The organism is Mycobacterium sp. SMC-15 (assembly GCF_045310925.1).
Lineage (GTDB): Bacteria > Actinomycetota > Actinomycetes > Mycobacteriales > Mycobacteriaceae > Mycobacterium.
The window spans coordinates 171,421-188,385 of the sequence record NZ_JBJIAJ010000009.1 but is presented as its reverse complement, the minus strand read 5'-3'; the positions used below and the strand labels follow the sequence as shown (position 1 = coordinate 188,385).

General features: G+C 68.9%; 12 protein-coding genes and 1 pseudogene. 3 read left to right on the top strand and 10 right to left on the bottom strand.

All coding sequences use genetic code 11. The features are described from left to right. Positions 1-1,632: an L-glutamate gamma-semialdehyde dehydrogenase gene (pruA, locus tag ACJH71_RS15050; RefSeq protein WP_406758800.1), complete on the bottom strand. Its 1,632-nt coding sequence runs from the start codon at positions 1,630-1,632 to the stop codon at positions 1-3. Between the two features lie 36 nt (positions 1,633-1,668). Then, a complete protein-coding gene (locus ACJH71_RS15045; RefSeq protein WP_406758799.1) occupies positions 1,669-2,571 on the bottom strand; it encodes a pseudouridine-5'-phosphate glycosidase in 903 nt (300 codons plus the stop codon). Between the two features lie 208 nt (positions 2,572-2,779). Here ACJH71_RS15045 and ACJH71_RS15040 point away from each other — a divergent pair. Further along, positions 2,780-3,463, top strand: a pseudogene (locus ACJH71_RS15040) (HNH endonuclease family protein); the annotation flags it as partial. Between the two features lie 8 nt (positions 3,464-3,471). On the opposite strand, the gene dapC reads toward ACJH71_RS15040, so the two are convergent. Next, the gene (gene dapC / locus ACJH71_RS15035; RefSeq protein WP_406758857.1) at positions 3,472-4,569 is read right to left on the bottom strand and encodes a succinyldiaminopimelate transaminase; all 1,098 of its coding nucleotides are present in this window, start codon (positions 4,567-4,569) and stop codon (positions 3,472-3,474) included. 162 nt (positions 4,570-4,731) lie between these two features. Here dapC and ACJH71_RS15030 point away from each other — a divergent pair, with 162 nt between their 5' ends. Next, positions 4,732-5,280, top strand: coding sequence for a PadR family transcriptional regulator (locus ACJH71_RS15030; RefSeq protein ID WP_406758798.1), 549 nt, complete (start codon positions 4,732-4,734; stop codon positions 5,278-5,280). Positions 5,281-5,326: 46 nt separating this feature from the next. Further along, positions 5,327-7,333, top strand: a complete 2,007-nt coding sequence (locus tag ACJH71_RS15025; protein ID WP_406758856.1) for an FAD-dependent oxidoreductase — start codon at positions 5,327-5,329, stop codon at positions 7,331-7,333. Between the two features lie 81 nt (positions 7,334-7,414). On the opposite strand, the gene ACJH71_RS15020 is transcribed toward ACJH71_RS15025, so the two are convergent. The 7 genes from ACJH71_RS15020 to ACJH71_RS14990 form a co-directional block, all read right to left on the bottom strand. Then, positions 7,415-9,961 (bottom strand): bifunctional FO biosynthesis protein CofGH, encoded by a 2,547-nt coding sequence (locus ACJH71_RS15020; protein WP_406758797.1) that lies wholly within the window; start codon positions 9,959-9,961, stop codon positions 7,415-7,417. 78 nt (positions 9,962-10,039) lie between these two features. Then, on the bottom strand, positions 10,040-10,444 hold the full coding sequence (locus ACJH71_RS15015; RefSeq protein ID WP_406758796.1) for a hypothetical protein: 405 nt from the start codon (positions 10,442-10,444) through the stop codon (positions 10,040-10,042). A gap of 175 nt (positions 10,445-10,619) precedes the next feature. After that, positions 10,620-11,549, bottom strand: a complete 930-nt coding sequence (gene mshB, locus ACJH71_RS15010) for an N-acetyl-1-D-myo-inositol-2-amino-2-deoxy-alpha-D-glucopyranoside deacetylase (protein WP_406758795.1) — start codon at positions 11,547-11,549, stop codon at positions 10,620-10,622. Positions 11,550-11,600: 51 nt separating this feature from the next. After that, positions 11,601-12,485, bottom strand: coding sequence for a hypothetical protein (locus tag ACJH71_RS15005; protein WP_406758794.1), 885 nt, complete (start codon positions 12,483-12,485; stop codon positions 11,601-11,603). Positions 12,486-12,644: 159 nt separating this feature from the next. Further along, a complete protein-coding gene (locus tag ACJH71_RS15000; protein ID WP_406758793.1) occupies positions 12,645-14,558 on the bottom strand; it encodes an ABC transporter family substrate-binding protein in 1,914 nt (637 codons plus the stop codon). A gap of 65 nt (positions 14,559-14,623) precedes the next feature. Then, positions 14,624-16,507 (bottom strand): translational GTPase TypA, encoded by a 1,884-nt coding sequence (gene typA / locus ACJH71_RS14995; RefSeq protein WP_406758792.1) that lies wholly within the window; start codon positions 16,505-16,507, stop codon positions 14,624-14,626. A gap of 51 nt (positions 16,508-16,558) precedes the next feature. Beyond that, positions 16,559-16,948: a MarR family winged helix-turn-helix transcriptional regulator gene (locus ACJH71_RS14990; RefSeq protein ID WP_125079740.1), complete on the bottom strand. Its 390-nt coding sequence runs from the start codon at positions 16,946-16,948 to the stop codon at positions 16,559-16,561. Between the last annotated feature and the right edge of the window lie 17 nt (positions 16,949-16,965).

Below are 16,965 nucleotides of genomic sequence, written 5' to 3'. Positions count from 1 at the left end.
TTACGGCGCCGCCATGTGCGGGTAGCCGTGCTCGGTGGGCGGCAGGAAGGTCTCCTTGATCGTTCGCGCCGACGTCCAGCGCAGCAGGTTCAGCGGCGAGCCCGCCTTGTCGTTGGTGCCCGAGTTGCGCGACCCGCCAAACGGCTGCTGCCCCACCACCGCACCGGTCGGTTTGTCGTTGACGTAGAAGTTCCCGGCAGCAAACCGCAGCCGCTGCAGCGCGTTACGCACCGCGTGCCGGTCCTCGGCGATGACCGCCCCGGTCAGCGCGTAGCGCGATCCGGTGTCGATGAGCTCGAGAATCTGCTCGTAATGCTCGTCGGGGTAAACGTGCACCGACAGCAGCGGGCCGAAGTATTCCGTGCTGAACATCTCGTCGGCCGGATCGTCGGCGAGCAGCACCGTGGGCCGCACGAAATAGCCCACGCTGTCGTCGTAGCCACCGCCGACCGCAACCTCGACACCAGCGGCGGCCTTGGCGCGCTCGATGGCGCGCACGTTCTTGGCGAACGCCCGCCCGTCGATGAGTGCGCCACCGAAATTCGTCAGGTCGGTGACGTCGCCGTAGCGCAGCTCTGCCGTGGCGGCCAGCAGGTCGTCGCCGAATCGCCGCCACAGCGAGCGGGGAATATACGCCCGCGAGGCGGCCGAGCACTTCTGACCTTGGTAGTCAAAGGCACCGCGAATCAGCGCCGTACGCAGTACCTCCGGCTGCGCCGAAGCGTGCGCCACCACGAAATCCTTTCCGCCGGTCTCCCCCACCAGTCGTGGATAGCTGCCGTACCGGTCGATGTTGGCACCCACCTGACGCCACAGCGCGCGGAATGTCTCCGTCGAGCCGGTGAAGTGAATTCCGGCCAGCCGCGAATCCGCCAGCGCCACCTCGGAAACCGCGTACCCGTCACCGGTGAGCAGGTTGATCACCCCCGGCGGCAGCCCGGCCTCTTCCAGCAGCTGCATGGTCAGGAACGCGGCAAGGGTCTGGGTGATAGATGGCTTCCAGATCACCGTGTTGCCCATCAGCGCCGGGGCGGTGGGCAGGTTGCCGGCGATCGAGGAGAAGTTGAACGGGGTGATGGCGTAGACGAACCCGTCCAGCGGCCGGTAATCGGTGCGGTTCCACACCCCCGGGCTGCTGATGGGTTGCTGCGTCAGGATCTGACGGGCGAACGCGACGTTGAACCGCCAGAAGTCGATGAGTTCGCACGGCGCGTCGATCTCGGCCTGATAGACGGTTTTGGACTGACCGAGCATGCCCGCGGCGGCGATGGTCTCCCGCCACGGGCCGGCCAGCAGATCGGCGGCTCGCAGGAAGATGGCCGCGCGCTCGTCGAATGGGGTTGCCGCCCAGTCGTTCTTGGCCTTGGCGGCGGCTTCAACGGCGGCGGTGGCGTCGGCGTGGGTGGCGTTGGTCAGTGTGCCCAGCACGGCGGCGTGCCGGTGCGGGGCGACGATGTCGATGCGCTCACCATCGCCCATCCGATGCCGGCCGGCGATGACGTGCGGCAAGTCGCGTGGTTGGTCGGCGAGCGCGGCCAGTGCGGCGCGCAGCCGAGTGCGCTCGGGCGAGTCCGGGGCGTAGTCATGGACCGGCTCGTTGACCGGAACCGGTACTTCGGTGATGGCGTCCATAACCCAGGATGCGCCCAGATGCGCTGCCGTGCTCGGTCACCCGGCGGCGTAAGCCACGGCGATCTCGGCGGCCAGCCGCGCATTGGCCAGCACCAGCGCGACGTTGGCGGACACCGATGCGCCGTGCGTCTCGCGGTGGAAGTAGTCGAGCAAGAACGGGGTGACGTCCTTGCCGTGGACGTCCGCGGCCTGGGCGGCGGCCAGCCCGTCGGCCAGCACCCGGTCATGCAGCTCGCGGTCCAGCTCGGCATCGGCGGGGATCGGGTTGGCCAGCACCAAACCGTAGCCGTCGGTGCCCAGCCGGTCGCGGGCGCGCAGCACCGCGGCAGCCTGTTTCGGCGTCTGCACCCACCAGTCCAGCGGGTGGCCGGAGTCGGCGAGGTAGAACGCTGGGAAACGGTCGGTGCGGTAGCCGATCACCCCGACCGACAGCGTCTCCAACCGCTCCAACGTGGCGCCGATGTCCAGAATCGACTTCACGCCCGAACACACCACCAGTACCGGGGTGCGCGACAGCGTGGTCAGGTCCGCCGACTCGTCGTAGCTGTCGCCGGCGCCGCGGTGCACACCGCCCAACCCGCCGGTGGCGAACACCGTGATACCGGCCGCCGCCGCCAGGTGCGCGGTCGAGGCGACCGTGGTCGCACCGTCGCCGCCCACCGCGGCCAGCATCGCGATCTCGCGGACACTGACTTTGATCGCCGTGCCACCGGTGGCGATACGGTGCAGCGCGTCGTCGTCGAGACCGATGTGCGGCTGGCCGTCGAGGATCGCGATGGTGGCCGGTACCGCGCCCGCCGCGCGCACGGCGTGCTCGATGGCGCGGGCGATGCGCAGATTGTCCGGACGAGGCAGACCGTGGCTGATGATCGTGCTCTCCAGCGCCACCACGGCCCGGCCGGCGGCCAACGCATCGGCGACCTCGGGATGGATGCGCATCCGCTCAGCCTATGGCGCGCGGCGAACAGCGCGCATCGCTTGTGTCGGGGCACGCTGGTAGCGTCCGCGACTGTTCACCGGTTTCATGCGGCGGTTCCAGCTTCGCCTCTCCTTCGTCGAGCCTCGCTGAACCACCGGGTTCATGCGGCGGTTCCAGCTTCGCCTCTCCTTCGTCGAGCCTCGCTGAACCACCGGGAGTGGAGGTGCCGTGGTCGACCAGCGACGCAGGTGGCCGGCGTGTTTTGCCGCGCTCACCGCGGCCCTGCTGAGCGTCGTACCGGCCGCAGCCGACCCGGTTCCGGTGGGCAGCGCCGACGGTCCGGCCGAGCTGGCCATGCTGGACACGCTGCCGATCAAGGGCCGCGCGCCCAAGACCGGCTACTCGCGCGCACTGTTCGGCGAGGCCTGGACCGATGACGTGACGGTGCCCGGCGGGCACAACGGCTGCGACACCCGCAATGACATCCTGCGCCGCGACCTGGTCGACATCGAGGTCAAGCCGGGCACCACCGATTGCGTGGTGACATCCGGTGTCTTGAACGATCCCTACACCGGCACCGCGATCGCCTTCCAGCGCGGTCGGGGTACTTCTCAGGCGGTACAGATCGACCATGTGGTGGCGTTGTCGGATGCCTGGCAGAAAGGCGCCCAGCAGTGGGATGAGCTGACCCGCCGCAACTTCGCCAACGATCCGCTGAACCTGCAGGCCACCAGCGGGCCGATCAACGAGCAGAAGGGCGACGGCGACGCGGCCACCTGGCTACCGCCCAACAAGTCCTACCGCTGCACCTACGTCTCGCGGATCGTCGCGGTGAAGTCGGGTTACGGCCTGTGGGTGACCCAGGCGGAGCACGACGCGATCGAGCGGATTCTGACCGGCGAATGCGGCGCGCCAGGCGGCTAACCCAGCCGGGTGGCCGCTGCGGCAATCCGCTCGTCGGTGGCGGTGAGCGCCACCCGCACGTGGTGCGCACCGGCCGGTCCGTAAAACTCGCCGGGCGCCACCAGGATGCCGCGCTGGGCCAGCCATTCGACGGTGTTCCGGCACGCCTCGCCGCGGGTGGCCCACAAGTAGAGCCCGCCCTGGGACAACTCGATGGTGAACCCGGCGGCCTGCATCGCGGGCAGCAGCGTTGCGCGGCGACGGGCATAGCGCTCACGCTGCTGCTGCTCGTGGGCGTCGTCGTCGAGGGCGGCGACCATGGCCGCCTGGATCGGGGTGGGCACCATCATCCCGGCGTGTTTGCGTACGGCGAGCAGTTCGGCCACCGCCGCCGCGTCCCCGGCGACGAAGCCGGCCCGGTACCCGGCCAGCGAGGACGTCTTCGACAGCGAATGCACCGCCAGTAGTCCGCGGTGGTCGCCGTCGCAGACCGCCGGGTGCAGCACCGAGCGCGGCTCGGCGTCCCAGCCCAGGCCCAGGTAGCACTCGTCGGAGACCAGCAGCACGTCGTGCTCGCGGGCCCAGCCCACGACGGCGCGCAGCTCGTCGGCGGTCGCGATCGCCCCGGTCGGGTTGCTCGGCGAATTCAGGTACACCAAGGCCGGCGGCGGGCCCTCGAGAAGCTGCGGAGCATCGCTGCGCACCCATGGAGCCCCGGCCAGCCGGGCGCCCACCTCGTAGGTCGGGTAGGCCAGTTCCGGGACCACGACCACGTCCTGGTCGCCCAGGCCGAGCAGGCTCGGCAACCAGGCGATGAGTTCCTTGGTGCCGATGACGGGCAGAATCGCTGACTCCGCCAGGCCGGTGATCCCGTAACGCCGCTGCAGCGCGGCGACCGCCGAGGCGCGCAGCGCCGCAGTGCCGGCGGTGGTGGGGTAACCCGGCGCGGACGAGGCCGCGGCCAATGCCTCGCGGATCACCGGGGCAACCGGGTCGACCGGGGTGCCGACGGACAGGTCCACGATGCCGTCGGGGTGCGCCTTGGCCAGCGCCGTCACCTCGGCCAGGGTGTCCCACGGAAATGTCGGCAGTGCGGCCGATCTGCCGCCGCGCACGGGACTCACGGGGCTGCGGCGACGCAGGGCGGATTCATCGGTCCTGATAGTAGAGGCCGCTGCCGCGCCGCGACCACCACGGCCCACTCGGCTATAGCCTATGCACTCAGTTGCTGTGCAACTAGTTGCATAGGTGGCGTACGGCTGCCTATGCTTCCCGGCGTGGCACTTCCCCACGCGATCCTGGTGTCGCTGAGCGAGCAGTCGGGTTCGGGCTATGAGCTCGCGCACCGCTTCGACCGCTCGATCGGCTACTTCTGGAGCGCCACGCACCAACAGATCTACCGAACGCTGCGGGCGATGGAGACCGACGGCTGGGTGCAGGTCACCGAGGTGGCCCAGCAGGGTCGCCCGGACAAGAAGGTCTACACCGTCGCCGAGCCCGGCCGCGCGGAGTTGGCCCGCTGGATCGCGGCCCCGCTGGCCGGGCACGGAAGCTCGGTGGTGGACAACCGGCTGCGCGAACTGGCGGTCAAGATCCGCGGCGCCGGCCACAACGACCGCGCCACGGTGCGCGAGCAGGCGCTTGCCCTGCGCGCCGAACGTGGCGAGCGCTTGGACGTCTACCGCGCCCTGGAGAAGAAGCAATTCCCGGATCCGCGCTCGCTGACCGGCGCCGCGCTCCATCAGTACCTGGTGTTGCGCGGCGGTATTCGCGCGGAGGAAAGCGCAATCGACTGGCTCGACGAGGTCGAACAGGCACTGAGGTGAAGGGGGCACTGTGACCACACAATCCACCAGTCCGTACCCGATCTTGATGTCCCCGCTGGATCTGGGCTTCACGACCCTGCCCAACCGGGTGGTGATGGGTTCCATGCACACCGGCCTGGAAGACCGCGCCGGCGACACCACCAAACTGGCCGAATACTTCGCGGCGCGTGCCCGCGGCGGCGTCGGGCTGATCATCACCGGTGGCTACGCCCCGAACCGGTCGGGCTGGCTGCTGCCGTTCGCCTCGGCCATGACCACCCGCGCCGACGCGCGACGCCATCGGCGCATCACCGATGCCGTGCACGATGCCGGCGGCAAGATCGCGCTGCAGCTACTGCACGCCGGACGCTATGCCTACCATCCGTTTTCGGTCAGCGCGTCGAGTCTCAAAGCGCCGATCAATCCCTTCCGGCCACGGGCGTTGTCCACGCGCGGGGTCGAGTCGACGATCGCCGACTTCGCCCGAGCCGCTGAATTAGCCCGCGAGGCCGGCTATGACGGCGTGGAGATCATGGGCAGCGAGGGCTACCTGCTCAACCAGTTCCTGGCACCGCGTACTAACCGGCGCACCGATCGCTACGGCGGCACGGCCGCCAACCGGCGCCGCTTCCCGGTGCAGATCGTCGCTCGCACCCGCGCGGCGGTCGGCGACGACTTCATCATCTGCTATCGGATGTCGATGGCCGACTACGTCGAGGATGGCCAGAGCTGGGAGGAGATCCTCACGCTGGCAACCGAAGTCGAGGCGGCCGGGGCCAGCATGATCAACTCCGGCTTCGGCTGGCATGAAGCGCGGGTGCCGACCATCGTGACCTCGGTCCCGGGCAATGCGTTCGTCAACATCAGCAGCGCGGTCGCCGACCACCTCACGATCCCGGTGGTGGCGTCCAACCGGATCAACATGCCGCAGGCCGCCGAACAGACCCTCGCCGAGACGTCGGTGCGCCTGATCTCGATGGCCCGCCCGATGCTGGCCGATCCGGACTGGGTGCGCAAGGCCGCCGACGGCCGGGCCGAGGAGATCAATACCTGCATCGCGTGCAATCAGGCCTGCCTGGATCACGCCTTCGTACACAAGAAGGTCTCCTGCCTGGTCAACCCGCGGGCCGGTCACGAGACCACGCTGGTGCTGGGCCCGACGCGGCGGCGCCGGCGCATCGCGGTGGTGGGTGCTGGGCCCGCCGGGTTGTCCGCGGCGGTCTCGGCCGCCGAACGCGGCCACGACGTGACGCTGTTCGAGGCGAACGAGTTCATCGGGGGCCAATTCGACCTGGCCAAGAGGATTCCCGGCAAAGAGGAGTTCGCCGAGACGATCCGCTACTTCACCACCATGCTGGACAAGCACGCCGTGACGGTGCGTCTGGGCAGCCGCGCCCACGTCGACGAGTTGACCGGATTCGACGAGGTGGTGCTGGCCACCGGGGTCAAACCGCGGATCCCGCGGATCCCCGGCATCGAGCATCCGATGGTGATGTCGTATGCCGAGGCGATCGCGGGCAGGCCGGTGGGCTCTTCGGTGGCGGTGGTGGGCGCCGGCGGGATCGGGTTCGACGTCAGCGAGTTCCTGGTCCTGGATTCACCCGATGCCTCACCGACGCTGCACCTCAAGGAGTGGAAGGCCGAGTGGGGTGCCGCCGATCCCTGGGAGGCCAGGGGCGCGCTGATTCCGCCGGACCCGGCGCCCCCGGCCCGCCAGGTCTACCTGTTGGCCCGCACCGAAGGTCCCCAGGGCCGCAAGTTGGGCAAGACCAGCGGCTGGGTGCACCGGGCGTCCTTGAAAGCCAAGAACGTCCAGCAGCTCTCCGGGGTGAACTACGACCGCATCGATGATGACGGGCTGCACATCAGCTACGGCCCGAACAAGTCACGCCCGCAGGTGTTGGCCGTGGACAACGTGGTGATCTGCGCCGGCCAGGAGTCGGTGCGCGACCTCGAGGACGGATTGCGGGCGCAAGGCATGACACCGCACATCATCGGCGGGGCCGCACTGGCCTCGGAGCTCGACGCCAAGCGGGCCATCAAGCAGGGCACCGAACTCGCCGCGCGACTGTAACTGGCCTTCGCCGAGATTGCATTCAGGGCTGTGAATTCGTCGAACTGTACGACCCTGGACGCAATCTCGACGAGGAAGCAGTCAGATCGCTAGCGGTGCGTAGTCGGTGCTGCGCTGACGGGCCGGGCGGCCGATCCCCTCGGCGATCGTCGTCAGCTCCGCGATGGTCTTGGCCGACCCGTGCTCGGAGCCGGCCATCCGCGAGATGGTCTCCTCCATCAGGGTGCCGCCCAGGTCGTTGGCTCCGCCGTTGAGCATCACCTGGGTGCGCTCCACCCCCAACTTGACCCAACTGGTCTGGATGTTGGGGATGCGACCGTGCAGCATGATCCGCGCCAATGCGTGCACGGCGCGGTTGTCGCGATGGCTTGGGCCGGGCCGCGCGCCGCCGGCCAGGTACAGCGGCGAGCTCTGATGCACGAACGGCAACGGCACGAACTCGGTGAAACCACCGGTGCGGTCCTGGATGTCGCGCAGCACCCGCATGTGTCCGACCCAGTGCCGCGGGGAATCGATGTGGCCGTACATCATCGTCGAGCTGGACCGCAGTCCCACCTCGTGCGCGGTGCTGACCACCTCAACCCACATCGAGGTCGGCAACTTGCCTTTGGTCAGCACCCAACGGATCTCGTCGTCGAGGATTTCGGCGGCGGTGCCCGGAATGCTGCCCAGGCCGGCCTCACGCAGGCTGATCAGCCATTCCCGAATGCTCAACCCGCTCTTGGACACCCCGTTGGTGATCTCCATCGGCGAGAACGCGTGCACGTGCATCGACGGCACCCGCGCCTTGACCGCGCGGACCAGATCGGCATACCCGGTGACCGGCAGCTCGGGATCGATCCCGCCCTGCATACAGACCTCGGTGGCGCCCGCCAGGTGCGCCTCGTAGGCGCGTTCGCCGACCTCGGCGTTCGACAGCGAAAAGGCGTCCGCGTCCCCCTTGCGCTGCGCGAACGCACAGAACCGGCAACCGACGTAGCAGATGTTGGTGAAGTTGATGTTGCGGTTGACCACGTAGGTCACGTCGTCGCCGACGACGTCGCGGCGCAGCGAATCAGCCAGTGCGGCAACGGCATCCATGGCCGGCCCGTCCGCAGTGGCCAGCGCCAAGTACTCGGCGTCGGTGCAGCCGGCTGGGTCGCGTTCGGCGGAACGCAGCGCCGCCAGCACATCGGTGTCCACACGTTCCGGCGCACGGGCGGCCAGGTCGTGGATCTGCTCGCGAATCGACTCCCAGTCTCCGAAGGCGCTGCCCAGGTCGCTGCGCGTCTCGGTGGCTCGACCGTCGATGTCGATCGCGGTGTGCAGATCCACCCGGCCGGCGGACTGCACCTCGTCGGGCTCCTGCCAGGCCAGCCCGACCGGATTGACGTCGCGGGCCCAGCCGGTGTCCGGGTCGGCCAGCGCCGCGACATGCGGGCGCACCCGCGGATCGATCCACGCCGCGCCGGCGAGCACGTAGTCCGGCTGGGCGGTAAGCCGCTGCACCAGGTCGTAGCCGGCCTGCTCGGTGATCGCGGCCAGGTCGTCCAGTGCCGGCCAGGGCCGCTCCGGGTTGACATGGTCGGGGGTCAGCGGCGACACCCCGCCCCAGTCGTCGACCCCGGCACCGACCAGCGCCAGGCATTCCTGCGCCGACACCAGGTTGGGCGGTGCCTGCACCCGCATCTTGGGGCCCAGCACCAGCCGGGTCGCCGCTACCGTGGCCAGGAAATCCTCGAAACCCGTGTCGGGCACCGCCGCCATCGCGGTGTGCTCCTTGGCCCGGAAGTTCTGCACGATGACTTCTTGAATGTGCCCGAACTCCTTGTGCACCTTGCGGATCGCGTGCAAGGTGTCGGCACGCTCGGCCAGCGTCTCGCCGATGCCGACCAACAGGCCGGTGGTGAACGGGATCGAGAGTCGGCCCGCGTCGGCCAGCGTCCGCAGGCGCACCACCGGGTCCTTGTCCGGGCTGCCGTAGTGCGCCAGGCCTTTGGTCTCGAACAGCCGCCGGGACGTGGTCTCGAGCATCATGCCCATCGACGGCGCCACCGGCTTGAGCCGCGACATCTCCGACCAGCTCATCACTCCGGGGTTGAGGTGCGGCAGCAGGCCGGTCTCCTCCAGCACCCGGATGGCCATCGCCCGGACATAGGCCAGCGTGCTGTCATAACCGCGCTCGTCGAGCCACTGGCGCGCCTCGGGCCAACGGTCCTCGGGCCGGTCCCCCAGCGTGAACAGCGCCTCCTTGCAACCCAACTCGGCACCGCGGCGGGCGATGTCGAGGATCTCGTCGGGCCCCAGGTACATCTGCTTGCCCTGGGCTCGCAGCACGCCGGGCACGGTGACGAAGGTGCAGTAGTGGCAGGTGTCGCGGCACAGGTGGGTGACCGGGATGAAGACCTTGCGCGAATAACTGACCGGCAGTCGTCCGCCCGGCCCACGCCGGCCACCCGACACCAGTCCGGCGTCGCGGACCCGGGCGGCGCTCGCACACAGGTCGGCCAGGTCGGCGCCGCGCGCGGTCATCGCGATGGCGGTTTCCTCGGGATTGAGGAGCACGCCGTCGCGGGCCCGTCGCAGTACGCGGCGCAGTGCCGACGAGTTCGTCATCCGCGCGTCACCCGCATCCGGAATCTCGCGCATGCCATAAACGTCACAGTAGCCGCCGCGCCAATCGGGCCTTTCAGGTAGCCCAGCGCGCACCGCGAGCCCGCCGGCCCGTCAGGCCTGCCTGGCCGTCGAGGCCGCTGCCAGCTCCCGACGGCGCCGCCACAGGACCCACCCGGGCGGCGCGCTGCCCAGCACGATCATCAACAGCACGCCGTAGGCCATCACGCCGCGGTCGGCGAAGATCAGGTCGTCCCCCGGACCGCCGAAGGTCATCAGCGCGATCGTCAGCAACCAGGCCCACAGCGGCAGCGCCGCCAACCGCAGCGACGACGCGCAGCGCAGCGCCACCCAGACCAGGCCGGCGTTGACCAGACCCCCGATCAGGGCACTGAGCGGGAAGGGCACCGCGCCCAGGTGCGCGGGCAACAGTAGCGCGGTGGCCACGGCGCAGAGCGCGCCGTCAAGGGCGAGCAGCGCCAGCACGACAAAGTTGAATACCGGCGTTTCAGTGGGCATCGCGGGCTCGATGAGCGACGCGACGGGGCTCAAGTGGGGATGCTCTCCAGCTGACTGACCAACGAACCGACCATCCACTGGTAGCTGTCGAGCCACCACTGCCAGTGTTCCAAGTTCGGGTCCAGATCGGGATCCATGCCTAAACCACCTAAGTCCGTGCCTCTACAGAAACTGCTCAGCAGGAGCCTACCTTGTGGCCGTCGTCACCGAGCTCAAGTCCGGCCAGGAGATCAGTTTCCCATCCTCGGGCGTCACGCGGACCGGCATCACCGGCGACCAGAACGTAATGCTCGGCGTCCACGATCGGCTGGACCACGTTGTTCGACAGCGCGAACGCCCGTCCGGTCGGCCCGACGGTGACCTGGGTGGCGTGGGCGGTCATGGCTGCCACCTTGGCGGCGCGAGCCTCGGCGGCCTCGATCACCGCATCGATCCGGTCGTCGGGGAAGTCCCCGACTACCTGCGCGTCCGCCGCGTCGGCCGCCATCGTCCAATGCGGCAGCCGATCGGGGTCCTGCAGCTCTGCCAGGGCGGTTCGCCGGGCGCTGCCTGCGGTCACCGTCCAGTAGAACTTCGGCGTGACCCATCCCGGTTCGGAGCCGCCATCGGCGTCCTGTGCCGCGGCGGCCAGCGCCGCAGTGGCCACGTGATGGGCGTGTATGTGGTCGGGGTGTCCGTACCCACCGTTCGGGTCGTAGCTGACGAGCACGTGCGGGCGCAGCTTCCGGATGATGTCCGCCAGTGCCCCGACGGTCTCGGCGTCGTCGGCGTCGATGAACCGCTGCTGTCGGCGCGCCGGGGTGCCGGTCATCCCCGAGTCACGCCAGCGGCCGGCGCCGCCGAGAAACTGCGGCGCGCCCACGCCCAGCGCCCGCAGCGCGGCAGTCAGCTCACCGATCCGGTAGCCACCCAGTTGGTCGGCCCCCGCCACCGCCAGGTGTGCCCAACGGTCTCCGATGACCTCGCCCTCCTCCCCCAGCGTGCAGGTCACCACTTGCACATGGGCGCCGCGGGCGGCGTAGTGGGCGATCGTCGCCCCGGTCGTCAGGGTCTCGTCATCGGGGTGGGCATGCACGAACAGCAACCGTGGAATCGGATCCGACACGCCAAAACCCTACCGCCACAGCGGTGAACGGACCTGCGAACCTCGCGTCGATCAGAACAGGCCGGCGAAGAACCCATCCCAGTCGATGCCGTCCAACAGCAGGGCAAGGTTGTCGCCCTGAATCATGTTGACGATGTCGTTGAACGCGTCTGGACTGAACCCGAGCATGGTGGTCCAGTCGGTGTCGAGGATCGCCGGGTCGAAGTGCCCGAGCAGGCTGTCGTGGGTGTCGAAGCTGATGCCCAGCATGTTGTTGAACGCGGCCTCATTCTGCGCCAGCACCGTGTTGTTGAGGCTGAAGATCCAGTTCACGACGTCGTTCAACTCGGGATTGTCGCCGGCCAGGCGCTCAGCGGCGGCCTGCTGCGCTTCGACAAGGGCATTGTTGAAATCCGCCTGCATCGCGACGATGGCGGCGTTCATGGCCTCCCTCGCGTCCGGGATCGCCTGCAGCATGAGGCTGAAGCCGGCTGCTGCGTCGGCCGCGGCGATGTTGGCGGCCTGACTGGTTCCGCCGCTGAACGCTCCGGCGCCCGGGATCTCCAACCCACTCAGGTCCGGCGTGAAAGGCACCCCGATCGGCAGGTTCTGCGGGTCGAAGCTGCCCCCGGTCAGCTCGTTCAACACGGTCTCGTCCACCTCGCCCGCGTTGAACGTCGAGCCGATGCCGAAAGCATCGTCGCCACTCCCGAAGAGCAGAGAACCCAGGTTGATCTCCTGGGCGTCGGCACCACCATTACCGACGAAGTCCGGGCGGACGTGATTTTCGATGACGTCGAGGCCCGGGCTCACGTCGACGTTCGCCGCGGCCAGGTCGATGTCACGAATCTGTACATCGGGCATGGCCGGGGTCATCGACGTCAGTACCGCGACCAGACCGCCGACACCCAGGGCTGCGGCAGCCACCGTGCCGCAGCGGTGAGCGAGGTGTTCCATGGACTAATCCCCCTCCGACGAGTCCCGCGCAGGTTTACTTAATCTTACCCAAGAATTGCCTGTGCGCAAGACTTCGTTAACGCCGATTCCAGCTGGCGGCCACCTGATTTCTCCCCCGTCGCCGCCGGTCCGGGCAAGCCTAGCGTCTGCGGCGCACCGTCAGGGCAGCTTGAGCCAGGTTCCGGCCCCGCCCACGATGCCCACCGGGACGGCCCCGGTCAGGCTGACATTGGCGACGCTGGGGCCCACGGCCACGATCGTGGTGTCCTGCAGGATCGGCAGCACCGTCGCCATGTTCCACAGCCGTGGTTCGACGGAGGCGATCACGTCGCCGATGGACTTACTGCCATCGAGGGCCGCGTCAATCTCGGCCTGGATGGCATGGTCGCAGACACCGGTGATGTTCGACGGAGCCTGTACCAGCGCCCCCGGCGAGGAGGAGCGCGGTGGAACCTTCGAAGTCGGCTTGGCCGGTGCCGGTGCAGGCGCTGGGGACTGCGGGGCCGGAGTCGTCGAGGGTGCCGGCACCGGGCTGCCCGAGGTGGGCACGGTCGTGGGGGCCAGCGCCCCGCAGCCGTAGCGCGACGCCAGCAGCGTCGCGAGATCCCCACCGGCCTGCTGCCAGCCGACGATCGCATCGACCTGCTGGGTGGCCAGCGCCTCCCGGTAGAGCTTCACCGGGTCCAGTGCAAGCACCGTGGCGGCAATGCCGACGTTGCGCAGCTGGTCCGCGGCCGTGTTGGCCACCGCCAGGGAGGTCGGGTCGTTGGCCGCCACCCCGATGACCAGCGACAGCTGTTCCCCACCCTTGCTGATCCGCCCCCGGGTGATCTCCGGCGGATGCGGCACACCAGTGGCGGAGCCGGCAGGTGGGACCAATGCGGACGGGGGCGCATCCTTCTCGACCCGGTAGCCGGCCGCCAGCAGCAGTGCCAGCGCCGCCGATTCGGACATCGCCGGCGGTGCGGTGGGCACGTAGCCGGGATCGCTGGGCGTCCGGATCTGGGCCTGGTCCAAGGTGACGGTGTTGTCGCTGCCGGCCCCCACCGTGGCCAGCAGGCCGACGTCGAGGAGGCCCAGAATGGCCCGGCGGACCCGCACATCGGCCAACTTGGGGTCCGCAGCCCGCAGTGCGAGTTGCATGATTCGCGGCGTGACCACCCGAGTGGTCTGCACGCCGGGGATCACCGACAGCTGAGCAAACGCCGCCGAGCCGCCGTGCACCTGAGCCACCTGGGTATCACCGTTGCGGATGGAGTCCGCCAGCGCCGCCGCTGAGCCGGCGCGGCGGAACAGGACCAGATCCGGCTTCGCCGGCGGGCCCCAGTAGCGGTCGTTGCGGGCAAGCAGGATCGCGTCGCGCTGCGGGTCGATGTTCTCCACCCGGAATTGGCCACCGGTGACCGGCAGCGCCCGGGCCAGGCCCGCCGGGAAACCACCGGGCACGTCCTTGACGATGTGCGCCGGAACAATGTTGTTGAACAGCTCCCGCCAGGCCGGATACGGCTTGGCGAAGGTGACCACCACCTGCTTGCCGCCTTCGACGGAGTGCACACCGGTGATCAGGTCATAGCCCGCCGGATCGACGACGCCGGGCTGGCTGACCATCTGCTGCCACAGGTACCAGAAATCGTCGGCGGCGATCGGCGCGTTGTCGGTCCAGGAAGCCTCGGGGCGGATCCGGTAGGTCACCGTGAACGGCGCTTCGGCGGTCACCTTGGCCGACACCAGCAGGGTCGGGTCCATCTCCCACCGCGACCCGGTGGGCGTGCTGGAGTCTGGGATCGGCCGAAACGCGCTGGGCAGCACCAGCGCGCTGATCGCCGCGGTGACCGGCGACAGGTCCGAGCGCAGGTGGGGGTTGAAGCCGGCCCCGATGGAATCGATGCCCATGATGATCTGGCTGATCCGCTGGGGCGGCGGCGCCGAGCTCTTAGGCGTCTCCGTACTCTGCGGCGCCGGCGGCGGATTCACCGTGCACGCCGAGGTCGCCTGCGTCAGTACCAGCATCGTCGCCGAAACCAGTGCCCCCGCCGTGACATGGGCGCGGCGGGCTGGTTTCGGCACGGCCACCAGGGTATCTGGGCGGCGATTCCGGCGCGAAGACCGTCGAGCAGCGCGCAAAACCGCGCCCAAACCTAGAGGTTCTTGGCCCGGGAGCGGCTGCGTGCCCGCAGCGTCGAGTCCAGTTCGACCTTGCGGACCCGGACCACCTCGGGGGTGACCTCGACGCACTCGTCGGCCGCGCAGAACTCCATCGCCTGTTCCAGATCGAGCTCGATCGGACGGGCCAGCGTCTCCATCACATCGGCCGTCGACGACCGCATGTTGGTCAGCTTCTTCTCCTTGGTGACATTGATGTCGAGGTCCTCGGCTCGAGGATTGATCCCCACCACCATGCCCTGGTACGTGTCCTGACCCGGCTCGACGAAGAACTGCCCACGGTCGGCCAACTGGATCAGCGCGAACGGAGTGATGGACCCGGCCCGGTCGCTCACCAGCGACCCGGTGTGCCGGGCGCGGATCTCGCCGGCCCACGGCTGGTAGCCCTCGAACACCGCATTGGCGATACCGGTGCCGCGAGTCTCGGTGAGAAAGTCGGTGCGCCACCCGATCAGACCGCGGCTGGGGATGATGAACTCCATCCGCACCCACCCGGTGGTGTGGTTGGCCATCTCGGTCATCCGGCCCTTGCGTGCCGCCGCCAACTGGGTGATGGCGCCGACGTACTCCTCAGGACAGTCGACGGTGAGATGCTCGAACGGCTCGTGCACCTTGCCGTCGACCTTGCGCGTCACCACCTGCGGCTTGCCGACGGTCAGCTCGAAGCCCTCCCGGCGCATCTGCTCGACGAGGATGGCCAGCGCCAGCTCGCCACGGCCCTGCACCTCCCAGGCGTCGGGACGGCCGATGTCGACCACCCGGATCGACACGTTGCCGATCAGCTCGGTGTCCAGGCGCGACTTGACCATCCGCGCGGTCAACTTGTGGCCGGAGACCTTGCCCGCCAGCGGCGAGGAGTTGGTGCCGATCGTCACCGAGATCGCCGGTTCGTCGACGGTGATGCGCGGCAGTGCGACCGGAGTGGCCAGATCGGCCAGGGTGTCACCGATCATGATGTCGCTGATGCCGGCGACGGCGACGATGTCGCCGGCGCTGGCCTCTTCGGTCGGGTTGCGTTCGACCCCCTCGGTGACCAGCAGCTCGGTGATCTTCGCGGTGGTGGTCACCGGTTCGCCGTCGACCTCACGCATCCAGGCGACCTGCTGGCCCTTGCGGATGCGGCCGTTGTAGACCCGGATCAGGGCGAGCCGGCCCAGGAAGGGCGAGGCGTCGAGGTTGGTGACCAGCGCCTGTAGCGGCGCTTCCGGGTCGCCCGACGGCGGCGGGACGTGCTCGAGCAGCACGTCGAACAGCGGGTCCAGGTTGTCGCCGTCTGGAATCTGGCCGTCGGCGGGCGCGGTGGTGCTCGCCACCCCGGCCCGGCCGGATGCGTACAGCGTCGGCAGACCGAGGGCGTGTTCCGCGGCGGCCTGCGCTTCGTCGTCGAGATCGCTGGCCACGTCGAGCAGCAGGTCGTGACTGGCGTCGACCACCTCGGCAATGCGGGCGTCGGGCCGGTCGGTCTTGTTGACCACCAGAATCACCGGCAGATGAGCGGCCAGCGCCTTGCGCAGCACGAATCGGGTCTGCGGCAGCGGCCCTTCGGATGCGTCGACCAGCAGAACCACGCCGTCGACCATGGACAGCCCGCGCTCCACCTCGCCGCCGAAGTCGGCGTGGCCCGGAGTGTCGATAACGTTGATGACGGTGACGGTTCCATCGGCGTTGTGGCGATGCACGGCCGTGTTCTTGGCCAGGATCGTGATGCCCTTTTCCCGCTCCAGGTCACCGGAGTCCATCACCCGCTCCTGCGCCTCACCGCGTTCTTGCAGGGCGCCGGACTGGCGGAGCATGGCGTCGACCAAAGTCGTCTTGCCGTGGTCTACGTGCGCGACGATGGCGACGTTACGAAAGTTCACCGGGCGATTCTGCCAGCGCACCCTGTCAATCGCGAAAACATGAAAGCCATGTCACAGCCCGAGGGGGGACTCCGCGGAGAACCTCTCGAGCTCCTTGACGTGCAGTTCGGTCAGCGATTGCAGACACTGCGCCGCCGTTTCGGTGAGCTGCAGCCGGATCACCCGCTGGTCGCCGCTGTCGCGGACCCGGGTGACCAGACCGGCGGCTTCGGCCCGCTGGATCAGCTCCCCGGCGCTGTGGTGGCGTAACAGCAGGTATTCCGCGATGTCGCCGACCGTCGGCCCCCGCGAGTCACCGTGGCCCCGGATCGCCAACAACAACTGGTGCTGTGCAGGGGTGAGTCCGGCCGCTTGCGCCTGGTCGGCACTCCACCGCTCAAAGCGCCTCAGCCGCGTGCGGAAAGCAAGCAGCCGGGAATAGACCTCGTCAGGCAGTGGCACGTCTGTAACTTTATGCC

Coding starts and splice junctions, on each gene's coding strand:
- ACJH71_RS15020 (WP_406758797.1), bottom strand. CDS start 9,961: ATGCGCGAGATTCCGGATGCGGGTGACGCGCGGATGACGAACTCGTCG.
- pruA (WP_406758800.1), bottom strand. CDS start 1,632: ATGGACGCCATCACCGAAGTACCGGTTCCGGTCAACGAGCCGGTCCAT.
- ACJH71_RS15045 (WP_406758799.1), bottom strand. CDS start 2,571: ATGCGCATCCATCCCGAGGTCGCCGATGCGTTGGCCGCCGGCCGGGCC.
- ACJH71_RS15005 (WP_406758794.1), bottom strand. CDS start 12,485: ATGGAACACCTCGCTCACCGCTGCGGCACGGTGGCTGCCGCAGCCCTG.
- ACJH71_RS15025 (WP_406758856.1), top strand. CDS start 5,327: ATGTCCCCGCTGGATCTGGGCTTCACGACCCTGCCCAACCGGGTGGTG.
- ACJH71_RS15015 (WP_406758796.1), bottom strand. CDS start 10,444: ATGCCCACTGAAACGCCGGTATTCAACTTTGTCGTGCTGGCGCTGCTC.